The organism is Streptomyces sp. NPDC097981, assembly GCF_040302565.1.
Taxonomy (GTDB): domain Bacteria; phylum Actinomycetota; class Actinomycetes; order Streptomycetales; family Streptomycetaceae; genus Streptomyces.
This window is the reverse complement of the sequence record NZ_JBEORW010000003.1, coordinates 162802-179001: the sequence shown is the minus strand read 5'-3', so window position 1 is coordinate 179001 and position 16200 is coordinate 162802. Positions and strand designations below refer to the sequence as shown.

Sequence of the window (16200 nt, the reverse complement as noted above, 5' to 3'; positions counted from 1 at the left end):
CATTACCCATGGGTTACCCAGGTGGGACGGGAACAACTCTGTCACGTCCGTCCCTGGCCAGAACCCTTGCGAGGCACTCCACGACCTCGGGCTGGTAGTCGCGCCCGGTGCCCAGCCGGAGCTGCTCCAGGGCCGCCAGTGAGCCTCCCGGGTGACGGCTCCCGCCCAGCAGGTCGTCGTACGCGTTGACCGCCCGCACGATGCGCGCGGCGACGGGCTGCTCCCGGTACGGGTCGGCCTGCCGCTCCACGATCACGGCCACCTCGGCGGGCACCCCGGTCTGCCGGGCCACCTCCCCGCCGAGCGCGGCGATCCGGCGGGCCTCGGCGGCGGGCAGGGCCGCGGTGGCCCCGGACCGGACCGGGTCGACGAGGGAGAGCTGGCCGATGTCGTGCATGAGGGCGGCGTACTCCAGCACCGTGAGCTCCCGCTCCGACAGGCCCAGCTCCCGGCCGACGGCGCAGCTCAGCGCCGCGACCCGGCGGGAGTGCCCCGGACGGGTGCAGCCGGCGATCTCGGTGGCCCGGGCCAGGGAGGTGATGGTCTGGCGGTAGGTGGTGCGGATCGCGCTGATCCGGTGGGAGGACATCTGGGTCAGCAGCAGGGGCACGCAGAGGACGGGCAGGGTCCACAGGCCGGCGACGGCCACGCCGAGGGCCATGACGACCCCGGTTGCGCGGATCGCCGAGCCGATGCCGAGCCGGGCGCGCAGCTCGTCGCGCAGCAGGGCCCCGTACGGCCGGGCCGTGCCGGCGCCGGCGAGCGCGGCGGCGAGCACGGCGTCGCACAGGGCGGTGAGGCCGAGCAGGAAGACCAGGTAGAGAACGAGGTACGGGCCCTGCCCGATCCCGTGCCCGAGCCGGCCGGAGTCGTAGAGCGGCTGGAAGCAGGCGGCGGCGAAGGCGACGGTCAGGACCCGCCGGGCCAGGTGATCGGCGGCCGGCCCGCGGCCCAGGGCGATGTGCGGGACCGTCCCGGCGAGCGCGGCGCCGACGACGACCGCGACGACCTGGAGCGCCCCGTGGTGGGTGGGCTGGGCGGCGTTCGGGCCGAGCAGGGCGTACGCGAGGGCGCCGGCGCAGCCCAGCGGCGCCGGCCTGCGGTCCCCGCCCTCGTCCCGGGCGGCCCGGGTGTCGCGGCGGGCGAGCTCACCGCAGGCGATCAGGGTGCCGAAGGCCAGGGCCGTACCGGGCTCGACGACGCCGTGCCACAGGGTGTGCCCGAGCCCGGCCAGGGTGAGCAGTCCGGCGGCCGCGCGCACCGTCCACACCACCCGGGCCCTCACGCGCCGTCCCCGCTGTCCGCATCCCGGGCAAGTGTGCGGGTGCGCGTACGCGAGCGTGCGCGCGTGCGCGAGCGGCGGATGGCCAGCCGGCCCTGGGCGGGGAGTGCGGGCAGTGCCGGCGCGGGGGTCCCGCCCGGCAGGGGGGCCGCCCCGGCGGCGGCACACGCGGCACCGGAACCAGGACCGGAACCGGAACCGGCCGGGATCACCTGGAGGTCGTCGTCGTCCGCGGTGACCACCGGGTGCCAGCCGTCCCGGCCGATCGCGTCGGCCAGCGCGTGCACCATCGCCGGATCGAACTGCGCCCCCGCACACCGTTCCAGCTCGGCCAGGGCCGTCGGCACCGGCCTGGCCCGGCTGTACGAGCGGGTCGAGGTCATCGCGTCGAAGGCATCGGCCACCGCCACCACCCGGGCCAGCACCGGGATCTGCTCGCCGGACAGCCCGTACGGGTAGCCGGAGCCGTCGACCCGCTCGTGGTGGTGCAGGATCGCGGACCGGGCCTCCCCCAGGAAGCCGATGCCGCGCACCATCTCGTGCCCGTACTCGGGATGGAGCTCGATGACCCGGCGCTCCTCGGGGGTCAGCGGGCCGTCCTTGCGCAGCAGCCGGGTCGGGACGCCGATCTTGCCGACGTCGTGCAGGATCCCGGCGATGCGGACGACCTCCAGCCGGTCCTCGGCCATGCCCAGCTCGCGGGCGATCATCGCCGAGGCCTGGCCGACGCGCTCGCCGTGGCCGCGCGTGTAGCGGTCCTTGAGGTCGACGGCCTGGACGAGCGCCCGGACGGCCGCCTGGTGGGCGGCCCGCTCGCGCTGGTACTGGGCGAAGACCCAGCAGGAGATGTACATCGGCAGCAGGGCGAGCAGCGCGGCCGGGACCCCGTACGGGCTGCGCCACATGACGGCCATGACCAGCCCGGCGAGGCCGTGCACGCAGTGCGGGGCCAGGGTGGGGGTCCCCCCGGACGGAATCCGGGGGAGGTTGAGCGGTCCGCGCCCGGCGGGCCGCGCGGGCCGGCGCTCGGCGGCGGCCAGGACGCCCGCGTCGAGGGCGGTCAGTACGAGGCAGAAGGCGGCGGCCGCGGCCGCCGCGGGGAGCATCACGTACGGGAAGTCGGCGACCGGGCCGGCCGCACCGGACGCCCCTGACCCCCCTAAGGCCCGGCCGAAGGAGCTTCCGCCCAGCGCGGCCGGGCCGCCCAGCAGCCCGAACGTCCTTCCCGCGGCCCAGGCGGCGGTGGCCTGCTGCGCCGCGTGCCACACCCGGCGGACCCTGACGGGCCGCCGGACCACCGCCTGGGCGAACCCGCCGGGCAGCGCGACGAGCGCGGCCGCGGCCGGCGGCAGCAGGAAGACGGCGGCGAGCACCACGGGGAAGAAGGAGCCGATGCCCTCGGGGACCCGGCCGCCCGGCAACGGGCACATCTTGGCGAGTTCGCAGCCGAGGTAGAGGAAGGCCAGCAGTCCCACGGCGGGCCAGGGGGTTCCGGAGCCGGCGAAGGCCGGGGCGGCGCAGGCCGATGCCGCGAGGACGGCGCACAGGATGTATGCACGCGCCGCCGGCGGAAGTACCCGCATGGCGCTCTCCTCCCCTGTGCCGTGCACACCCGGCACCGGATCTCACCGGCGCCGTCTGGGGAGAATAGGTGGGGCCCTTTGCGCAGTGGGCCACATTTTCGTATTGCGCCGTACGGGCGCCCCCGGATTAGCACCTTCGGGTGAACGAAGTGGGCTTCCAGGGGCGGTTGTTCGGTCAGCCGGTGGCGGGATCCGCGGTCACGTCGTGATCGGGGACGGCCTGGCCGGAACGGATCAGCTCGATCCGTCCCATGACCTTCGAGCGCAGGTCGGTCGGCACGTCGTCCGAACCGCAGCAACGCTTCACCAGCTTCTTCACGGCCTGTTCGAGGCCGTACTTCTCCAGGCAGGGATTGCACTCGCCGAAGTGCGTCTCGAACTTCGTGCAATCACTGTCCGGCATCTCGTGGTCCAGGAACTCGTACAGGTGGTCCAGGACCTCAGAGCACTCCGTCTCGTGCGGCTCTCCGCAGCTCATGAGCCCGAGCCTTTCAGGTCGTTCGACTCTCCCGCGCCGGCGGGGACCAGCCCGCGCTCACGGGCATAGTCCTCCAGCATTCCGCGGAGTTGACGGCGGCCACGGTGCAGTCGCGACATGACTGTACCGATGGGTGTACCCATGATGTCCGCGATCTCCTTGTACGCAAAGCCCTCTACGTCGGCAAGATAGACCGCGATGCGGAACTCCTCCGGAATGGCCTGGAGCGCTTCCTTCACATCCGAATCGGGCAGGTGGTCGAGCGCCTGCGACTCGGCGGAACGCAGCCCGGTCGACATGTGCGATTCGGCGCGCGCCAACTGCCAGTCCTCGATCTCCTCCGCGGCGCTGCGCTGCGGTTCACGCTGCTTCTTACGGTAGGAGTTGATGAACGTGTTGGTCAGAATGCGGTAGAGCCACGCCTTGAGATTGGTGCCTTCGCGGAACTGGTGGAAGGACGCGTATGCCTTCGCGTACGTCTCCTGGACCAGGTCCTCGGCGTCGGCCGGATTGCGCGTCATGCGCAGTGCGGCCGAGTACATCTGGTCGAGGTAGCCGAGGGCGTCCCTCTCGAAGCGCGCATTGCGCTCCTGGGTCGTCTCCTCCGCGTGGCCTTCGTCGGTCCCAGCGACAGGACCCACCTCCTCCGACTGCGTGACGGCTCCGAAAGCGGACCCGCTCGAATCGGAGAATAGTCGACCATCCCGGCCTTCCGCCGCCTGAAGCGGGCCGCGCTTCGGCCCGGGCAGGACCGTCCAGTCCAGGCCTGCCGCCTGCGGACGGTACTGGCTGATGACCTGGGTCATGCGCTCCCTCTCCTCCGACGATTTCCCGTGCTTCTGACATCGGGGACAACAGAAGGGTGGGGCCGGGCATTCCCGGGCGGGGGCCGGGTTTTCCGCCTCTGTCAGGTCCTGGGCCGCACGGTGGTCCACATCACGTACGGGACCCGCGAAATCCGTCGCGCCCCCGCGACGGCGCTCCACCGGATTTCGAGCGGCCCTGTGGCCGGGTTCGAGCGGGGTTCAGAGGGGAAGTGCGGCGAGCCATGCGGCAGCGGCCCCGGTGATCACCTCAAGGGTCTCCTCCGGGGTCGGACCGGCCGTCTTCGGCACGGCGAAGCCGTGATCGGCGTGCGGGACCTCCACCAGCTCGTACGCGGCCTGCGCGGTCGGCGGCGGGAACTCGGCCGGCCGCCCGAAGGGGTCCCGGCCGCCCTGGACGACCAGGGCGGGCCGCCCGGCGCCGGTGAGCTCCTCGGCCCGGGACTTCTCGGGCCGGCCGGGCGGGTGCAGCGGGAACGCCAGGGCCAGCACGCCGGCCGCCCCCAGCTCGGCGGCGGTCCGGCAGGCCACCCGGGCCCCGGCGCTGCGTCCGCCCGCCACCACCGGCAGTCCGGGCTTCGCCAGCGCCGGCCACAGGCCCCGCCAGCCCTCGTCCAGCACCTTGGGCGCGGCGGCCACCTTCTTCCCGGCGACCCGCCACGGCTGCTCGACGAGCGCCACGGTGACCCCCTGGGCGGGCAGGGCGGCGGCCAGGGCCTGGAGGTCGCGGGCCTCGATGCCGCCGCCGGCGCCGTGGCCGAGGGCCAGCACGAGGCGGGCCGTGCGGGCGGGGGCGTGGTGCCAGGTGATGCGGGCCTCGCCCGCCGGGGTGTCGACGCTCTCGGTACGCGTGGTCATGCAGCCATCCTGCACGGCCTAGAAGAGCGTGCCCTCCTCCGGCGCGGCCAGCTCGTGGAGCAGCTCCGGCCCGTTGTTGCGCACGTTGCTGACGGCGGTGGACACCGGGTAGGCCCGCATCAGCCCGCCCGGGGGCGGTGCGAGCAGGGCCTGGAGTTCAGCGGCGTCGGTCCGGGCCGGGTCCAGCCAGGCGTCCCAGCGGTCCGGGGTCAGCATCAGCGGCATCCGGGGGTGGATGTCGGCGAGCGACGCCGGCCCCTCGGCGGGGGCCACGCCCAGCGGCCCGGTCTCCGCCTCGGCGGTGATCACCGAGCAGGTCGCCCACCAGGCCTGCGGGTGCTCGTCGGGCAGGGTCCGGTCGCGCCAGAACTCGTATATGCCGGCCATGGCGAAGACGGAGCCGTCGGCGGGCAGCACGAAGTACGGCTGCTTGCGGGCCCGCTTCTTCTTCCCCTCGACCTCCAGCTGGCGCTCGTCGTGGGCGGTGACCCACTCGTAGTAGCCGTCGGCGGGGACGATGCAGCGGCGCTGCGCGAAGGGGCGGCGGAAGGACGGCTTCTCGGCCAGGGTCTCGGACCGGGCATTGATCATCCGGGCGGCGCCGTCGGGGTTCTTGGCCCAGGACGGGACGAGCCCCCACTTCAGGGTCCGCAGCTGCCGAACCGGACGCCGGTCCGGAGCGTCTTTCAGGGGACGGTCCAGGACGACGTGGACCTCCTTCGTCGGGGCCACGTTCCAGTCGGGGGCCAGGGTCTCCTCCGGCTCCCATTTCTCGACACCGAAGGCCTCGGCCAGGTCCTCGGGTCCGCGACTCGCTGCATACCTTCCGCACATGGCTGCCACACTGCCACGACATCCGACCACCATCGCAAGGAGTACGCCACTCTATGGACAGCACCACGACCGCCGGCCTGTGGGACCGGCTGACCGGCATACAGACCCCGCCGGCCCTGTGGCTGGTGATCGTGACGGGCGTGGTCGCGCTGGCCGCCGTGGGGCCGCGCCCGCTGTGGCGGCTGTCCCGCAACGCCGTGACCATCGCCCACGAGGGCGGCCACGGGCTGCTGGCGCTGCTGACCGGACGGCGGCTCGACGGGATCCGGCTGCACTCCGACACCAGCGGGGTCACCGTCAGCCGCGGCAAGCCGACCGGGCTCGGGATGATCCTGACCGCCGCCGCCGGGTACACGGCGCCCTCCCTGCTGGGGCTCGGCGGGGCCGCGCTGCTGTCGGCCCACCGGATCACCCTGCTGCTGTGGGCGGCCACCGCGCTGCTGCTGGCCATGCTGGTGATGATCCGGAACGCGTACGGCGCCCTGACGGTGGTGCTGTCCGGCGGTACGTTCGTCCTGGTCTCCTGGCTGGCCCCGGCCGGGGTCCAAGCGGTCTTCGCGTACCTGGCGGTGTGGTTCCTGCTGATGGGTGGTGTGCGGCCGGTCTTCGAGCTGGGGGCCAAGCGGCGGCACGGCGGAGCGCCCGATTCGGACGCGGACCAGCTGGGGCGGCTCACCCACGTCCACCCGGTGGCCTGGCTGCTCCTCTTCCACGCGGTCGCGCTGTGCTCGCTCATCGGCGGCGGGCGCTGGCTTCTCACCCTCTGAGACCGACCCCGCACCGGCGGCGCGATCAAGATCTGGGTCCTGGGGGAGCCACTAAAGTGGGGGCCATGACCGAGACCCCCGCGCTCCCCGCCCTCTGGCCCGCTCCGCTCGCCGACGGCACCGTCCACGCCACCGTCACCGTGCCCGGGTCGAAGTCGGTCACCAACCGTGCCCTCGTCCTGGCCGCGCTCGCCGCCGAGCCGGGCTGGGTACGCCGCCCGCTGCGCTCGCGCGACTCCCAGCTGATGTCGGACGCGCTGCGCGCGCTGGGCGTCGGCATCGAGGAGACGGCCTCCTCCAGCTCCGGCGACGGAGCCGGCGGCGAGGCCTGGCGGATCATCCCCGCCGCCCTGCACGGCCCGGCCACCATCGACGTCGGCAACGCGGGCACGGTCATGCGCTTCCTGCCCCCCGTGGCCACCCTGGCCGCCGGCGACATCCGCTTCGACGGCGACCCGCGCTCCTACGAGCGCCCGCTCGGCCAGGTCATCAGCGCCCTGCGCACCCTCGGCGCCCGGATCGACGACGACGGCCGGGGCGCGCTGCCCCTGACCGTCCAGGGCGGCGGGGCCCTGGAGGGCGGCGTCGTCGAGATCGACGCCTCGAACTCCTCGCAGTTCGTCTCGGCCCTGCTGCTCTCCGGCCCGCGCTTCAACCAGGGCGTCGAGGTCCGGCACGTCGGGACCACCCTGCCGTCGATGCCGCACATCCGGATGACGGTGGAGATGCTGCGCGCTGCGGGCGCCCAGGTCGACACCCCCGAGGCGGGCGGCGAGCCGAACGTGTGGCGGGTCGCGCCGAGTGCGCTGCTGGGCCGCGACGTGGTCGTCGAGCCGGACCTCTCCAACGCCCAGCCGTTCCTGGCCGCGGCGCTGATCACCGGCGGTACGGTCACGGTCCCGGACTGGCCGCTGCGCACCACCCAGCCCGGTGACGCGCTGCGCCGGATCTTCACCGCGATGGGTGGCTCCTGCGAGCTGACCGAAGCGGGCCTGGTCTTCACCGGCAGCGGCGAGATCCACGGCATCGACGTGGACCTGGGCGAGGTCGGCGAGCTCACGCCGGGCATCGCCGCCGTGGCCGCCCTGGCCGACTCCCCGTCCACCCTGCGCGGGGTGGCCCACCTGCGGCTGCACGAGACGGACCGGCTGGCCGCGCTCACCAAGGAGATCAACGAGCTCGGCGGCGACGTCACGGAGACCGCCGACGGCCTGCACATCCGCCCGCGCAAGCTGCACGGCGGCGTCTTCCACACCTACGACGACCACCGGATGGCCACCGCGGGCGCGGTGATCGGCCTGGCGGTGCCGGGCGTGCAGATCGAGAACGTGGCCACCACCGCGAAGACCCTGCCGGACTTCCCGCGGATGTGGACCGACATGCTCGCGGGTGCGGGAGCGTAGGGCCCGGTCATGCGCAGGTACGGCAAGCACACCGACGAGGACGACATCCGCCAGCGGCCCAACCCCAAGGGCAACCGGCCGCGGACCAGCATCCGGCCCAAGCACGAGGACGCGGCCGAGGGCTTCGTCCTGACCGTCGACCGCGGTCGGCTGACCTGTCTGGTCGACGGCCGCACGATCCTCGCGATGAAGGCCCGCGAGCTGGGCCGCAAGGCGGCGGTGGTCGGCGACCGGGTCTGGATCGTCGGCGACCTCACCGGCAAGAAGGACACGCTCGCGCGGATCGTGCGGATCGAGGAGCGCAAGTCCGTCCTGCGGCGCACCGCGGACGACGACGACCCGTACGAGCGGGTGGTCGTCGCCAACGCGGACCAGCTGGCGATCGTCACGGCGCTGGCCGACCCGGAGCCGCGGCCCCGGATGATCGACCGCTGCCTGGTGGCCGCGTACGACGCCGGGCTGGAGCCGCTGCTGGTGCTCACGAAGTCGGACCTGACCTCCGCGGACAAGATCCTGGAGATCTACTCGACGTTCGGCCTGAACTACGTGGTGACCAACCGCGAGGAGCTGGCGACGGGCGGCGCCGCCGACCGCGTGCGCGAGCGCCTGACCGGCCGGATCACCGCCTTCGTCGGCCACTCGGGCGTCGGCAAGACCACGTTGGTGAACTCGCTGGTCGCCGAGGGCCGCCAGCGCGCCACCGGCCATGTCAACGCGGTGACCGGCCGCGGCCGGCACACCACCACCTCGGCGCTGGCGCTGCCGCTCCCGGCGGGCGACGGCTGGGTCATCGACACCCCGGGCGTGCGGTCCTTCGGTCTGCACCACGTGGACCCGTCCCGGGTGATCCTGGCCTTCCCGGACCTGGCTCCCGGTACGGAGGAGTGCCCGCGGGCCTGCAGCCACGACGAGCAGGACTGCGCGCTCGACAAGTGGGTGGAGGACGGCCACGCGGATCCGGCGCGCCTGTACTCGCTGCGGCGGCTGCTGCAGACGCGCGAGCGTCGCGAAGGCGACTGATCGTCCGGTCGTGCGGCGGGGTTTGCAGGGCGCCACATCCGGTAAATGCATAATCGCACCACGTGACACGACGTCACCTGACGCGGGGAGGCATGCGCCATGGCGTGGCTGCTGGTGGTCGTGGCCGGAATCCTGGAGACCGGTTTCGCGGTATGCCTCAAGCTGTCCCACGGATTCACCCGGCTGTGGCCCACGATCGCCTTCGCCTGCTTCGCGCTCGGCAGCTTCGGGCTGCTGACCCTGGCGCTGAAGAAACTGGACGTGGGCCCCGCCTACGCCGTGTGGACGGGCATCGGGGCCGCCGGAACGGCCATCTACGGCATGGTCTTCCTCGGCGACCTCGTCTCGACCCTCAAACTCGTCTCGATCACGCTGGTCATCCTGGGCGTCATCGGCCTCCAGCTGTCCGGCTCGGCTCACTGAGCAGGCGGAGCAGCCGCATCAGCTCGCCGAGCCCCGGGTCCTCGCCCGGGGCTATCACGTACGACAGCGCGAGGCGCACGGCGAGCTCGCACCGCTGCGCCCCCTCCTCCGGGGTGAGCGTGGCCGAGGCCCGGTCGCGCACGGCCCGGGCCAGCTCCCCCGGGCCGGGGGCCGGCACTCCGGGCCGCGAGCCCTGCCCGGGCGGCATCGGCAAGTTCCCGTCCCAGCACCCCGTCAGCAGGGCCCGTACGAGGGGACGCGCGCGGGCCGCCCGTACGGTCCACTCGGCGACCGAGGCGAGGCGCTCGGCGCTCCCGGCCGGGGAGCGCAGGACCCGGTCCACCCCTTCGAGGTACCAGTCGGCCTCCCGGCGCACCAGGGCCCGGCCCAGGCCCGCCTTGCCGCCGAACTCGTTGTAGAGGGTCTGCCGGGACACTCCGGCGGTGGCCGCCACGTCGACCATCCGCACGGACGGCCAGGGGCGCGCCAAGAGCGCCGCTCCCGCCGCTTCCAGCAAGGACTCCCGGGCTGCCGGCATCCGCGCCTCCCCGCTCGACTTCCCGCTCGACTTCCCGCTCGACTTCCCGCTCGACTTCCCGCTCGGCTCTCCCGCCAGAGTTGACGGACCGACAGATCCTGTCAAGGGCGCCTGCCCGGTCGCACTGTGGACGCCGTTCGCCGGGTCCGGGGAGTCCCGATACTGTTCGGCCATGCCCGAGTATGACGATGACCTCCGCCTTGCCCTCGAACTCGCCGACGCGGCGGACTCCGTCACGATGCAGCGTTTCCGCGCCCTCGACCTGCTGGTCGAGACGAAGCCGGACATGACCCCGGTGAGCGAGGCGGACAGGGCCGCCGAGGAGGTCGTCCGGGCCGGGATCGAGGCCGCGCGGCCCGCCGACGCCATCCTGGGCGAGGAGTACGGCCTCAAGGGCAGCGGCCCGCGCCGCTGGGTCGTGGACCCGATCGACGGCACGAAGAACTACGTGCGCGGAGTCCCCGTCTGGGCGACGCTGATCTCGCTGCTGGAGGAGGGCGCCGACGGCGTCTTCCGGCCCGTGGTCGGCGTGGTCTCGGCCCCGGCGCTGGGCCGCCGCTGGTGGGCGGCGCAGGGCGGGGGCGCGTACGCCGGCGGTGCGCTGGGCGGTGCTCCCGTACCGCTCGGCGTCTCGAAGGTGGGCGCCCTCGCGGACGCCTCCTTCGCGTACTCCTCGCTGAGCGGCTGGGAGGAGCAGGGCCGGCTCGCCGGGTTCCTGGACCTGACCCGGCAGTGCTGGCGCACCCGCGGCTACGGCGACTTCTGGCCGTACGTGATGGTCGCGGAGGGCTCGCTGGACCTGTGCGCCGAGCCGGAGCTGAACCTGTGGGACATGGCGGCCGTCGCGGTCGTCGTCCAGGAGGCGGGCGGCCGGTTCACCAGCCTGGACGGCGTGGAGGGCGTACACGGAGGGAACGCGGCCGCTTCGAACGGGCTGTTGCACGAGGAAATGCTGGGGTATCTGCGCCCGCGCGCCTGAGCCGTCCGGATCCTGCACCCGGACAACCGGGTGCGCCCTCTTGATGACACTCCGTGTCCATGGGAATCTGGGACTCCTCCGCTTGTGCGCTTGTGAAGGCCTTCTCTAAGCTCCGCGCCTTCCGGTGCGGACCTTCACCGGGTGCACCCACCCAAGCGGAGGGACTCTCCCCAGGAGGTGGCTCTCTTCATGCTCGTCCGTGACGCCATGAGCACCGTGATCCTCACCCTCGGACCCGCCCACACCCTCCGACAGGCGGCCTGCCTGATGTCCGGCCGACGGGTCGGCGCAGCCGTCGTCCTCGATCCCGACCACAGCGGGATCGGCATCCTGACCGAACGCGACATCCTCAACTCCATCGGCGCGGGCCACGATCCCGACCGGGAGTCCGTGGGCGCGCACACCACCAACAACGTGGTGTTCTGCACCCCGCAGGCGACCGTCCAGGAGGCGGCCGAGGCGATGGTCCACGGCGGTTTCCGCCATCTGATCGTGCTGGAGCACGGCGGCCCCGTCGGCATCGTGTCCGTACGCGACGTCATCCGCTGCTGGGTCCCGGCGCGGCGCAGCACCGTACCGGCATGAGCCGGAGGGCCGGACCCGTCGGGGTCCGGCCCTCCAGCTCTCGGCGGGCAACCGTCCATTGAGGTACCCACGCGGCGGGCAGCCACATCCGCGAAAGCGGCGGCGGCTCAGCCGCAAAGGGGCGTTCAGCCGCGGAGGGCCTGGACCGCGGCCTCCAGCCGCTTGCCGAAGTCGCCGTCCGCCTGGCGGAAGTTGTCGATCGCACGCTCGACGATGTCGTCGCGCGAGACCTTGGCGATGAAGCCGGCCAGGTTCTCGACCAGGCGGGCCTTCTCGTCGTCCGAGTAGAGGCGGTAGAGGTTGCCCGCCTGGACGAAGTCGTTGTCCTCGGAGTGCACGGGGGCGGCGTGGTTGCCCGTGCCGCCGGTCACCGGGACGGGCTGCCACAGCGGGCGGCCGGTCTGGTGCGGGCCGCCGAAGCTGTTCGGCTCGTAGTTCTTCGCGCCCTTGTGGCGGCCGTCGTACAGGAAGCCGTCACGGGAGTTGGTGCGCGCCTCGGTGGCGTGCGGGCGGTTCACCGGCAGGTGGTCGGCGTTGATGCCGACGCGGTAGCGGTGGGCGTCGCCGTACGCGAAGAGACGGCCCTGGAGCATCTTGTCCGGGGACGGGCCGATGCCGGGGACGAAATGGGCCGGGCTGAATATGCTCTGCTCGACCTCGGCGAAGACGTTCTCCGGGTTGCGGTTGAGCTCCAGCTTGCCGATCTCGATCGGCGGGTAGTCCTCGTGCGGCCACACCTTGGTGAGGTCGAACGGATTGAAGCGGTACCCGTCCGCCTCGGCCGCGGGCATGATCTGGACCTGCACGGTCCAGCTCGGGAAGTCTCCGCGCTCGATGGACTCGCGCAGGTCGCGCTGGTGCGAGTCGGGGTCCTCGCCGGCGAGCCGGTTGGCCTCGGACTGGGTGAGGTTCTTGATCCCCTGGTCGGTCTTGAAGTGGTACTTGACCCAGAAGACCTCGCCGGCCTCGTTGTTCCACTGGAACGTGTGCGAGCCGTAGCCGTTCATGTGGCGGTAGGACGCCGGGATGCCGCGGTCGCCGAACAGCCAGGTCACCTGGTGGGTGGACTCGGGAGAAAGGCTCCAGAAGTCCCAGACGTTGTCCGCCTCGGTCGAGCCGGTGTACGGGTCGCGCTTCTGGGTGTGGATGAAGTCGGGGAACTTGATGGCGTCCTTGATGAAGAACACCGGGGTGTTGTTGCCGACGAGGTCGTAGTTGCCCTCTTCGGTGTAGAACTTCAGCGCCCAGCCGCGGGGGTCGCGCACCGCGTCGGCCGCACCGAGGTTGCCCGCGACGGTGGAGAAGCGCAGGAACGTCTCGGTCTGCTTGCCGACCTCGGACAGGAACTTCGCCCGCGTCCACTGCGAGACGTCACGCGTGAGGGTGAACGTGCCGTACGCGCCGGCGCCGCGGGCGTGCACCACGCGCTCCGGGATGCGCTCGCGGTTGAAGTGCGCCAGCTTTTCGAGGAGCAGCTGGTCCTGGACCAGCACGGGGCCACCGACGCCGGCCGTCTCGCTGTTCTGGTTGTCGGCGACCGGAGCCCCGGCCTCCGTGGTGAGCGGTCCCTGCGTCACGTGCGCCTCCTGCGTCGTTCCTGCCATGTGCCTGTCCTTGGCCTTCGCCGTACTCGATCCTACGATGGACTTTGTCTAAGTCAAGTAAGATTCCAACTCCGCACAAGTTCGGGAGTTACACCGAATCCCTCGCTGTTAGGCTGGTGTCCATGAGTGACCTGCTGGAACGACTTCGCGGACGCGGATGGCGCATGACCGCACAGCGGCGCGTCGTGGCCGAGGTGCTCGACGGTGACCACGTTCACCTGACGGCCGACGAGGTTCATGCCCGCGCGGTGGACAAGCTGCCGGAGATCTCGCGCGCCACCGTCTACAACACGCTGGGCGAGCTCGTGTCCCTCGGCGAGGTCCTGGAGGTCTCCACGGACCGCCGGGCCAAGCGGTACGACCCGAACGCCCACAAGCCCCACCACCACCTGGTCTGCGCCCAGTGCGGCGCGATCCGCGACGTGCACCCGGCGGGCAACCCGCTGGCCGACCTCCCGGATGCGGAGCGCTTCGGTTTCGTGGTGTCGGCGGTCGAGGTGACGTACCGCGGGGTGTGCCCGAACTGCGCGGGGGCGTGACGAACGGAAACAGGGCCCGGGAGCGATACTCCCGGGCCCCTTCGGTTTGCCCGGAGAACGGCTGAAGGCCCGGATCCAGAGGATCCGGGCCTTCAGTCTTCAGTAGCGGGGACAGGATTTGAACCTGCGACCTCTGGGTTATGAGCCCAGCGAGCTACCGAGCTGCTCCACCCCGCGTCGGTAAACACGACTTTACGCGACGCCCCCCGACAGATGCAAATCGCTTAACGATGCACCCGAATGCGGCCCCGCCGGCGCTTGATGCGCGGGCTCCGGGGCTCCGGGGCTGAGCCCCGGGAAGCCCGCGCGCAGCCCGGGGCCACGTGCGCAGCGGCGCCGCGCCCTCAGACCGAGAGCTCCTCGGCGAGGGCTTCGCGGAGCCGGGCCGCACGCTCGGAGACCTCCGCCGGTCCCAGCTCCATGGCCCGAAGGCACCACTTCTGCCCCTCGGCCAGGTCCCCGTGCCGCGCGGCGAGCAGCCCCAGCCGCAGCGCCGCGCGGCCGTGGCCGGCCACCGCGGCCCGGGTCCACCACAGCGCAGCCTCCGGCTCGTTCCCCTCGCGCGCCAGCAGCAGCCCGAGGTTGAACGCCCCGTTCCGCGAGCCGGCCTCGGCCGCCTCCCGGTACCAGCGCGCGGCGACCGCCAGATCGCCCCGCGCCGCGGCCAGCATCCCGATGCGCACCTGCGCGCGCCGGTGCCCCAGCTCCGCGGCCCGCTCGTACCATTCCTCGCTCTCGGTGCGCTCGGCCCCGCCGACCGGCTCGCCCAGCGCCACCGGCTCCGGCGGCGGAGCCAGCGATTCCAGCAGCGCCGCCAGGCGGAACGCCGCCTCCGCACTGCCGCCGCCCGCGGCGCAGCGCAGATGCCGCTCGGCCGCCCGGTCCTCGCCGTCGCGGACCAGGGCGATGCCGACCTGGAGCGCCGCGTCGGTGTGGCCCGCCGACGCGGCCCGCTCGTACCACTTCAGGGCCGTCCGGTCCTCGTCCCGGCTGGCGAACAGGATCCCGAGGTTGAACGCGGCGTCGACGCTGCCGGCCTCGGCCGCCTTCGAGAACCACGGCTCGGCCCCCGCCGCGTCGCCGGTCTGGAGCAGCATGATGGCGAGCGCGTTGGCGGCTTCCCGGTGCCCGGCGTAGGCCGCCCGCCGGTACCACTGCTCGGCCTGGGCGGTCCGCTCCTGTGCGGCGCACAGCAAAGCAAGGTTGTACGCCCCGTTCTGGTCGCCCGCGTCCATGGCGGTCCGGTACCACTTCTCCGCGGTCTCGGTCTCCCCGCGCGCGGCGTGCAGCGCGCCCAGCGCATTGGCGGCGTTCCCGTCGCCGTCCTGCGCCGCGCGGTTCCACCACGCGACGGCGCTCTCCTCGTCGCCGGCGTCGCGCAGCAGGAAGCCGAGCGCGCACGCGGCCCGCGCCTCGCCCTGCTTGGCGGAGGTCAGGTACCAGCGCCCGGCCTCCTTGAGCTCCCCGCGCGCCTCCAGCAGGGCGCCCAGGTGCAGCGCGGCCTGCCGGTGTCCGCGCGCGGCGGCCTGCCGGTACCACTGCTCGGCCTCGGCGGGGTCGCCCTTCCTCAGGTGGCGGGCCAGGCGGTACGCGGCCTCGCGGTGGCCCTGCTCGGCGGCCTGCCGCAGCCAGCGCTCCACGCCCGGGTCGCCGCGGTGCTCCAGCAGGTCGGCCAGCCCGTACGCGCCCAGGGCGTGGCCGGACTCCGCGGCCTGGCGCAGCCAGTACTCGGCGGCGGGCTCGTCCCCGCGCTCGCGGAAATAACGGCCCAGCGCGTGTGCGGCCGGCGCGGATCCGGCCACGGCGGCCACCCGCCACCAGCCGGCGGCCTCCTCGGGGTAGCCCCGCTGGAGCAGCAGGACACCGAGGTTGTTGGCGGCGGCGCGGTCCCCCTCCGCGGTCGCCCCCCTGAGGTACGGCTCGGCGCCGGCCAGGTCGCCGCGGCGCAGCAGAAGAGCCCCGAGCACGCTCATCGCGCCCGGGTCGCCCCGGTCGGCCGCGACCCGGTGCCGTGCTTCCAGCTCGGCGTCGCTCGCCGGGTCGGTCTCGGCGAACATTTCCTCCGCGAAATCCGCATCGGTCAGTGCGGTCTGCGCGTCAACGACCGGAGCCCCCTCGTCGGCCTCTGCGCCCGATCCGACTTCCGCCCTCACAAACCGCCCTGTCTCCAGCAGAGTTGACCTGTCCCCCATAAATCCCATCGTCGCATCACCTGCTACCCGCGTACACCTGGTATGTCGCAGCCTGTGAGGTCACCACAGCGTTTTGTCGACATGCCCACAGAGAGACAAGTCAAACACGCTCTCGCCCCAACTCACCCGTCCCAGCTACCTCATGGTTCCCGCATGTCCCCCCTGGACATGACGAAGGCCCGGATCCCATGGATCCGGGCCTTCATCTTCAGTAGCGGGGACAGGATTTGAACCTGCGACCTCTGGGTTATGAGCCCAGCGAGCTACCGAGCTGCTCCACCCCGCGTCGGT

Annotated in this window: 16 protein-coding genes and 2 tRNA genes; 7 read left to right on the top strand and 11 right to left on the bottom strand. The window is 72.7% G+C overall.

Features of this window, described 5'->3' with window-relative positions:
• Positions 1-13: 13 nt before the first annotated feature.
• From ABTY04_RS04130 to ABTY04_RS04105, 6 genes are all read right to left on the bottom strand, one after another.
• Positions 14-1285, bottom strand: coding sequence for an HD-GYP domain-containing protein (locus ABTY04_RS04130; protein WP_352211738.1), 1272 nt, complete (start codon positions 1283-1285; stop codon positions 14-16).
• Positions 1282-2865 carry an HD-GYP domain-containing protein gene (locus tag ABTY04_RS04125; protein WP_352211737.1) on the bottom strand — a complete coding sequence of 528 codons (1584 nt, stop codon included), beginning with the start codon at positions 2863-2865 and terminating at the stop codon, positions 1282-1284. The genes ABTY04_RS04130 and ABTY04_RS04125 overlap by 4 nt, the downstream gene beginning before the upstream one ends.
• Positions 2866-3040: 175 nt before the next feature.
• Complete coding sequence (gene rsrA, locus ABTY04_RS04120; protein WP_053784609.1) at positions 3041-3343, bottom strand: mycothiol system anti-sigma-R factor; 303 nt, start codon at positions 3341-3343, stop codon at positions 3041-3043.
• Positions 3340-3984 (bottom strand): sigma-70 family RNA polymerase sigma factor, encoded by a 645-nt coding sequence (locus ABTY04_RS04115; protein ID WP_352211876.1) that lies wholly within the window; start codon positions 3982-3984, stop codon positions 3340-3342. Before ABTY04_RS04115 ends, rsrA begins: the two co-directional genes overlap by 4 nt.
• 384 nt (positions 3985-4368) lie before the next feature.
• The gene (locus ABTY04_RS04110) at positions 4369-5025 is read right to left on the bottom strand and encodes an alpha/beta hydrolase family protein (RefSeq protein WP_352211736.1); all 657 of its coding nucleotides are present in this window, start codon (positions 5023-5025) and stop codon (positions 4369-4371) included.
• Between the two features lie 18 nt (positions 5026-5043).
• Positions 5044-5859, bottom strand: a complete 816-nt coding sequence (locus ABTY04_RS04105; protein ID WP_352211735.1) for an SOS response-associated peptidase — start codon at positions 5857-5859, stop codon at positions 5044-5046.
• A gap of 53 nt (positions 5860-5912) precedes the next feature.
• Between ABTY04_RS04105 and ABTY04_RS04100 the strand changes: the two genes are divergently transcribed.
• The 4 genes from ABTY04_RS04100 to ABTY04_RS04085 all read left to right on the top strand — a co-directional run bounded on the left by ABTY04_RS04100 (position 5913) and on the right by ABTY04_RS04085 (position 9472).
• The gene (locus tag ABTY04_RS04100) at positions 5913-6626 is read left to right on the top strand and encodes a M50 family metallopeptidase (protein WP_352211734.1); all 714 of its coding nucleotides are present in this window, start codon (positions 5913-5915) and stop codon (positions 6624-6626) included.
• Between the two features lie 65 nt (positions 6627-6691).
• Positions 6692-8029: a 3-phosphoshikimate 1-carboxyvinyltransferase gene (aroA, locus tag ABTY04_RS04095; protein WP_352211733.1), complete on the top strand. Its 1338-nt coding sequence runs from the start codon at positions 6692-6694 to the stop codon at positions 8027-8029.
• A gap of 9 nt (positions 8030-8038) precedes the next feature.
• Complete coding sequence (gene rsgA, locus ABTY04_RS04090; protein WP_352211732.1) at positions 8039-9049, top strand: ribosome small subunit-dependent GTPase A; 1011 nt, start codon at positions 8039-8041, stop codon at positions 9047-9049.
• 99 nt (positions 9050-9148) lie between these two features.
• Complete coding sequence (locus ABTY04_RS04085; protein ID WP_007266432.1) at positions 9149-9472, top strand: DMT family transporter; 324 nt, start codon at positions 9149-9151, stop codon at positions 9470-9472.
• Here ABTY04_RS04085 and ABTY04_RS04080 read toward each other — a convergent pair.
• Complete coding sequence (locus ABTY04_RS04080) at positions 9438-10010, bottom strand: TetR/AcrR family transcriptional regulator (RefSeq protein ID WP_352211731.1); 573 nt, start codon at positions 10008-10010, stop codon at positions 9438-9440. The two genes, ABTY04_RS04085 and ABTY04_RS04080, sit on opposite strands and share 35 nt — an antisense overlap.
• Positions 10011-10182: 172 nt before the next feature.
• On the opposite strand from ABTY04_RS04080, the gene hisN reads away from it, so the two are divergent.
• Positions 10183-10989, top strand: coding sequence for a histidinol-phosphatase (hisN, locus tag ABTY04_RS04075; protein ID WP_352211730.1), 807 nt, complete (start codon positions 10183-10185; stop codon positions 10987-10989).
• A 189-nt stretch (positions 10990-11178) separates the two neighbouring features.
• Positions 11179-11574: a CBS domain-containing protein gene (locus tag ABTY04_RS04070; RefSeq protein ID WP_053784601.1), complete on the top strand. Its 396-nt coding sequence runs from the start codon at positions 11179-11181 to the stop codon at positions 11572-11574.
• Between the two features lie 125 nt (positions 11575-11699).
• On the opposite strand, the gene ABTY04_RS04065 is transcribed toward ABTY04_RS04070, so the two are convergent.
• Entirely contained in the window at positions 11700-13178 is a 1479-nt protein-coding gene (locus ABTY04_RS04065; protein ID WP_352211729.1) for a catalase, read from the bottom strand.
• A gap of 122 nt (positions 13179-13300) precedes the next feature.
• Between ABTY04_RS04065 and ABTY04_RS04060 the strand changes: the two genes are divergently transcribed.
• Positions 13301-13717 (top strand): Fur family transcriptional regulator, encoded by a 417-nt coding sequence (locus ABTY04_RS04060; protein WP_352211728.1) that lies wholly within the window; start codon positions 13301-13303, stop codon positions 13715-13717.
• Between the two features lie 103 nt (positions 13718-13820).
• On the opposite strand, the gene ABTY04_RS04055 is transcribed toward ABTY04_RS04060, so the two are convergent.
• The 3 genes from ABTY04_RS04055 to ABTY04_RS04045 all read right to left on the bottom strand — a co-directional run bounded on the left by ABTY04_RS04055 (position 13821) and on the right by ABTY04_RS04045 (position 16195).
• Positions 13821-13894, bottom strand: a tRNA-Met gene (locus ABTY04_RS04055).
• 167 nt (positions 13895-14061) lie between these two features.
• Positions 14062-15918 (bottom strand): tetratricopeptide repeat protein, encoded by a 1857-nt coding sequence (locus tag ABTY04_RS04050; protein WP_352211727.1) that lies wholly within the window; start codon positions 15916-15918, stop codon positions 14062-14064.
• A 203-nt stretch (positions 15919-16121) separates the two neighbouring features.
• Positions 16122-16195, bottom strand: a tRNA-Met gene (locus tag ABTY04_RS04045).
• Positions 16196-16200: the final 5 nt, after the last annotated feature.

Excerpts from the sequence above, each read along its gene's own strand:
- hisN (WP_352211730.1), top strand. The coding sequence starts at position 10,183 with ATGCCCGAGTATGACGATGACCTCCGCCTTGCCCTCGAACTCGCCGAC.
- ABTY04_RS04080 (WP_352211731.1), bottom strand. The coding sequence starts at position 10,010 with ATGCCGGCAGCCCGGGAGTCCTTGCTGGAAGCGGCGGGAGCGGCGCTC.
- ABTY04_RS04060 (WP_352211728.1), top strand. The coding sequence starts at position 13,301 with ATGAGTGACCTGCTGGAACGACTTCGCGGACGCGGATGGCGCATGACC.
- ABTY04_RS04125 (WP_352211737.1), bottom strand. The coding sequence starts at position 2,865 with ATGCGGGTACTTCCGCCGGCGGCGCGTGCATACATCCTGTGCGCCGTC.
- ABTY04_RS04085 (WP_007266432.1), top strand. The coding sequence starts at position 9,149 with ATGGCGTGGCTGCTGGTGGTCGTGGCCGGAATCCTGGAGACCGGTTTC.
- ABTY04_RS04110 (WP_352211736.1), bottom strand. The coding sequence starts at position 5,025 with ATGACCACGCGTACCGAGAGCGTCGACACCCCGGCGGGCGAGGCCCGC.
- ABTY04_RS04065 (WP_352211729.1), bottom strand. The coding sequence starts at position 13,178 with ATGGCAGGAACGACGCAGGAGGCGCACGTGACGCAGGGACCGCTCACC.
- ABTY04_RS04100 (WP_352211734.1), top strand. The coding sequence starts at position 5,913 with ATGGACAGCACCACGACCGCCGGCCTGTGGGACCGGCTGACCGGCATA.
- rsgA (WP_352211732.1), top strand. The coding sequence starts at position 8,039 with ATGCGCAGGTACGGCAAGCACACCGACGAGGACGACATCCGCCAGCGG.
- aroA (WP_352211733.1), top strand. The coding sequence starts at position 6,692 with ATGACCGAGACCCCCGCGCTCCCCGCCCTCTGGCCCGCTCCGCTCGCC.
- ABTY04_RS04070 (WP_053784601.1), top strand. The coding sequence starts at position 11,179 with ATGCTCGTCCGTGACGCCATGAGCACCGTGATCCTCACCCTCGGACCC.
- ABTY04_RS04050 (WP_352211727.1), bottom strand. The coding sequence starts at position 15,918 with ATGGGATTTATGGGGGACAGGTCAACTCTGCTGGAGACAGGGCGGTTT.
- rsrA (WP_053784609.1), bottom strand. The coding sequence starts at position 3,343 with ATGAGCTGCGGAGAGCCGCACGAGACGGAGTGCTCTGAGGTCCTGGAC.
- ABTY04_RS04105 (WP_352211735.1), bottom strand. The coding sequence starts at position 5,859 with ATGTGCGGAAGGTATGCAGCGAGTCGCGGACCCGAGGACCTGGCCGAG.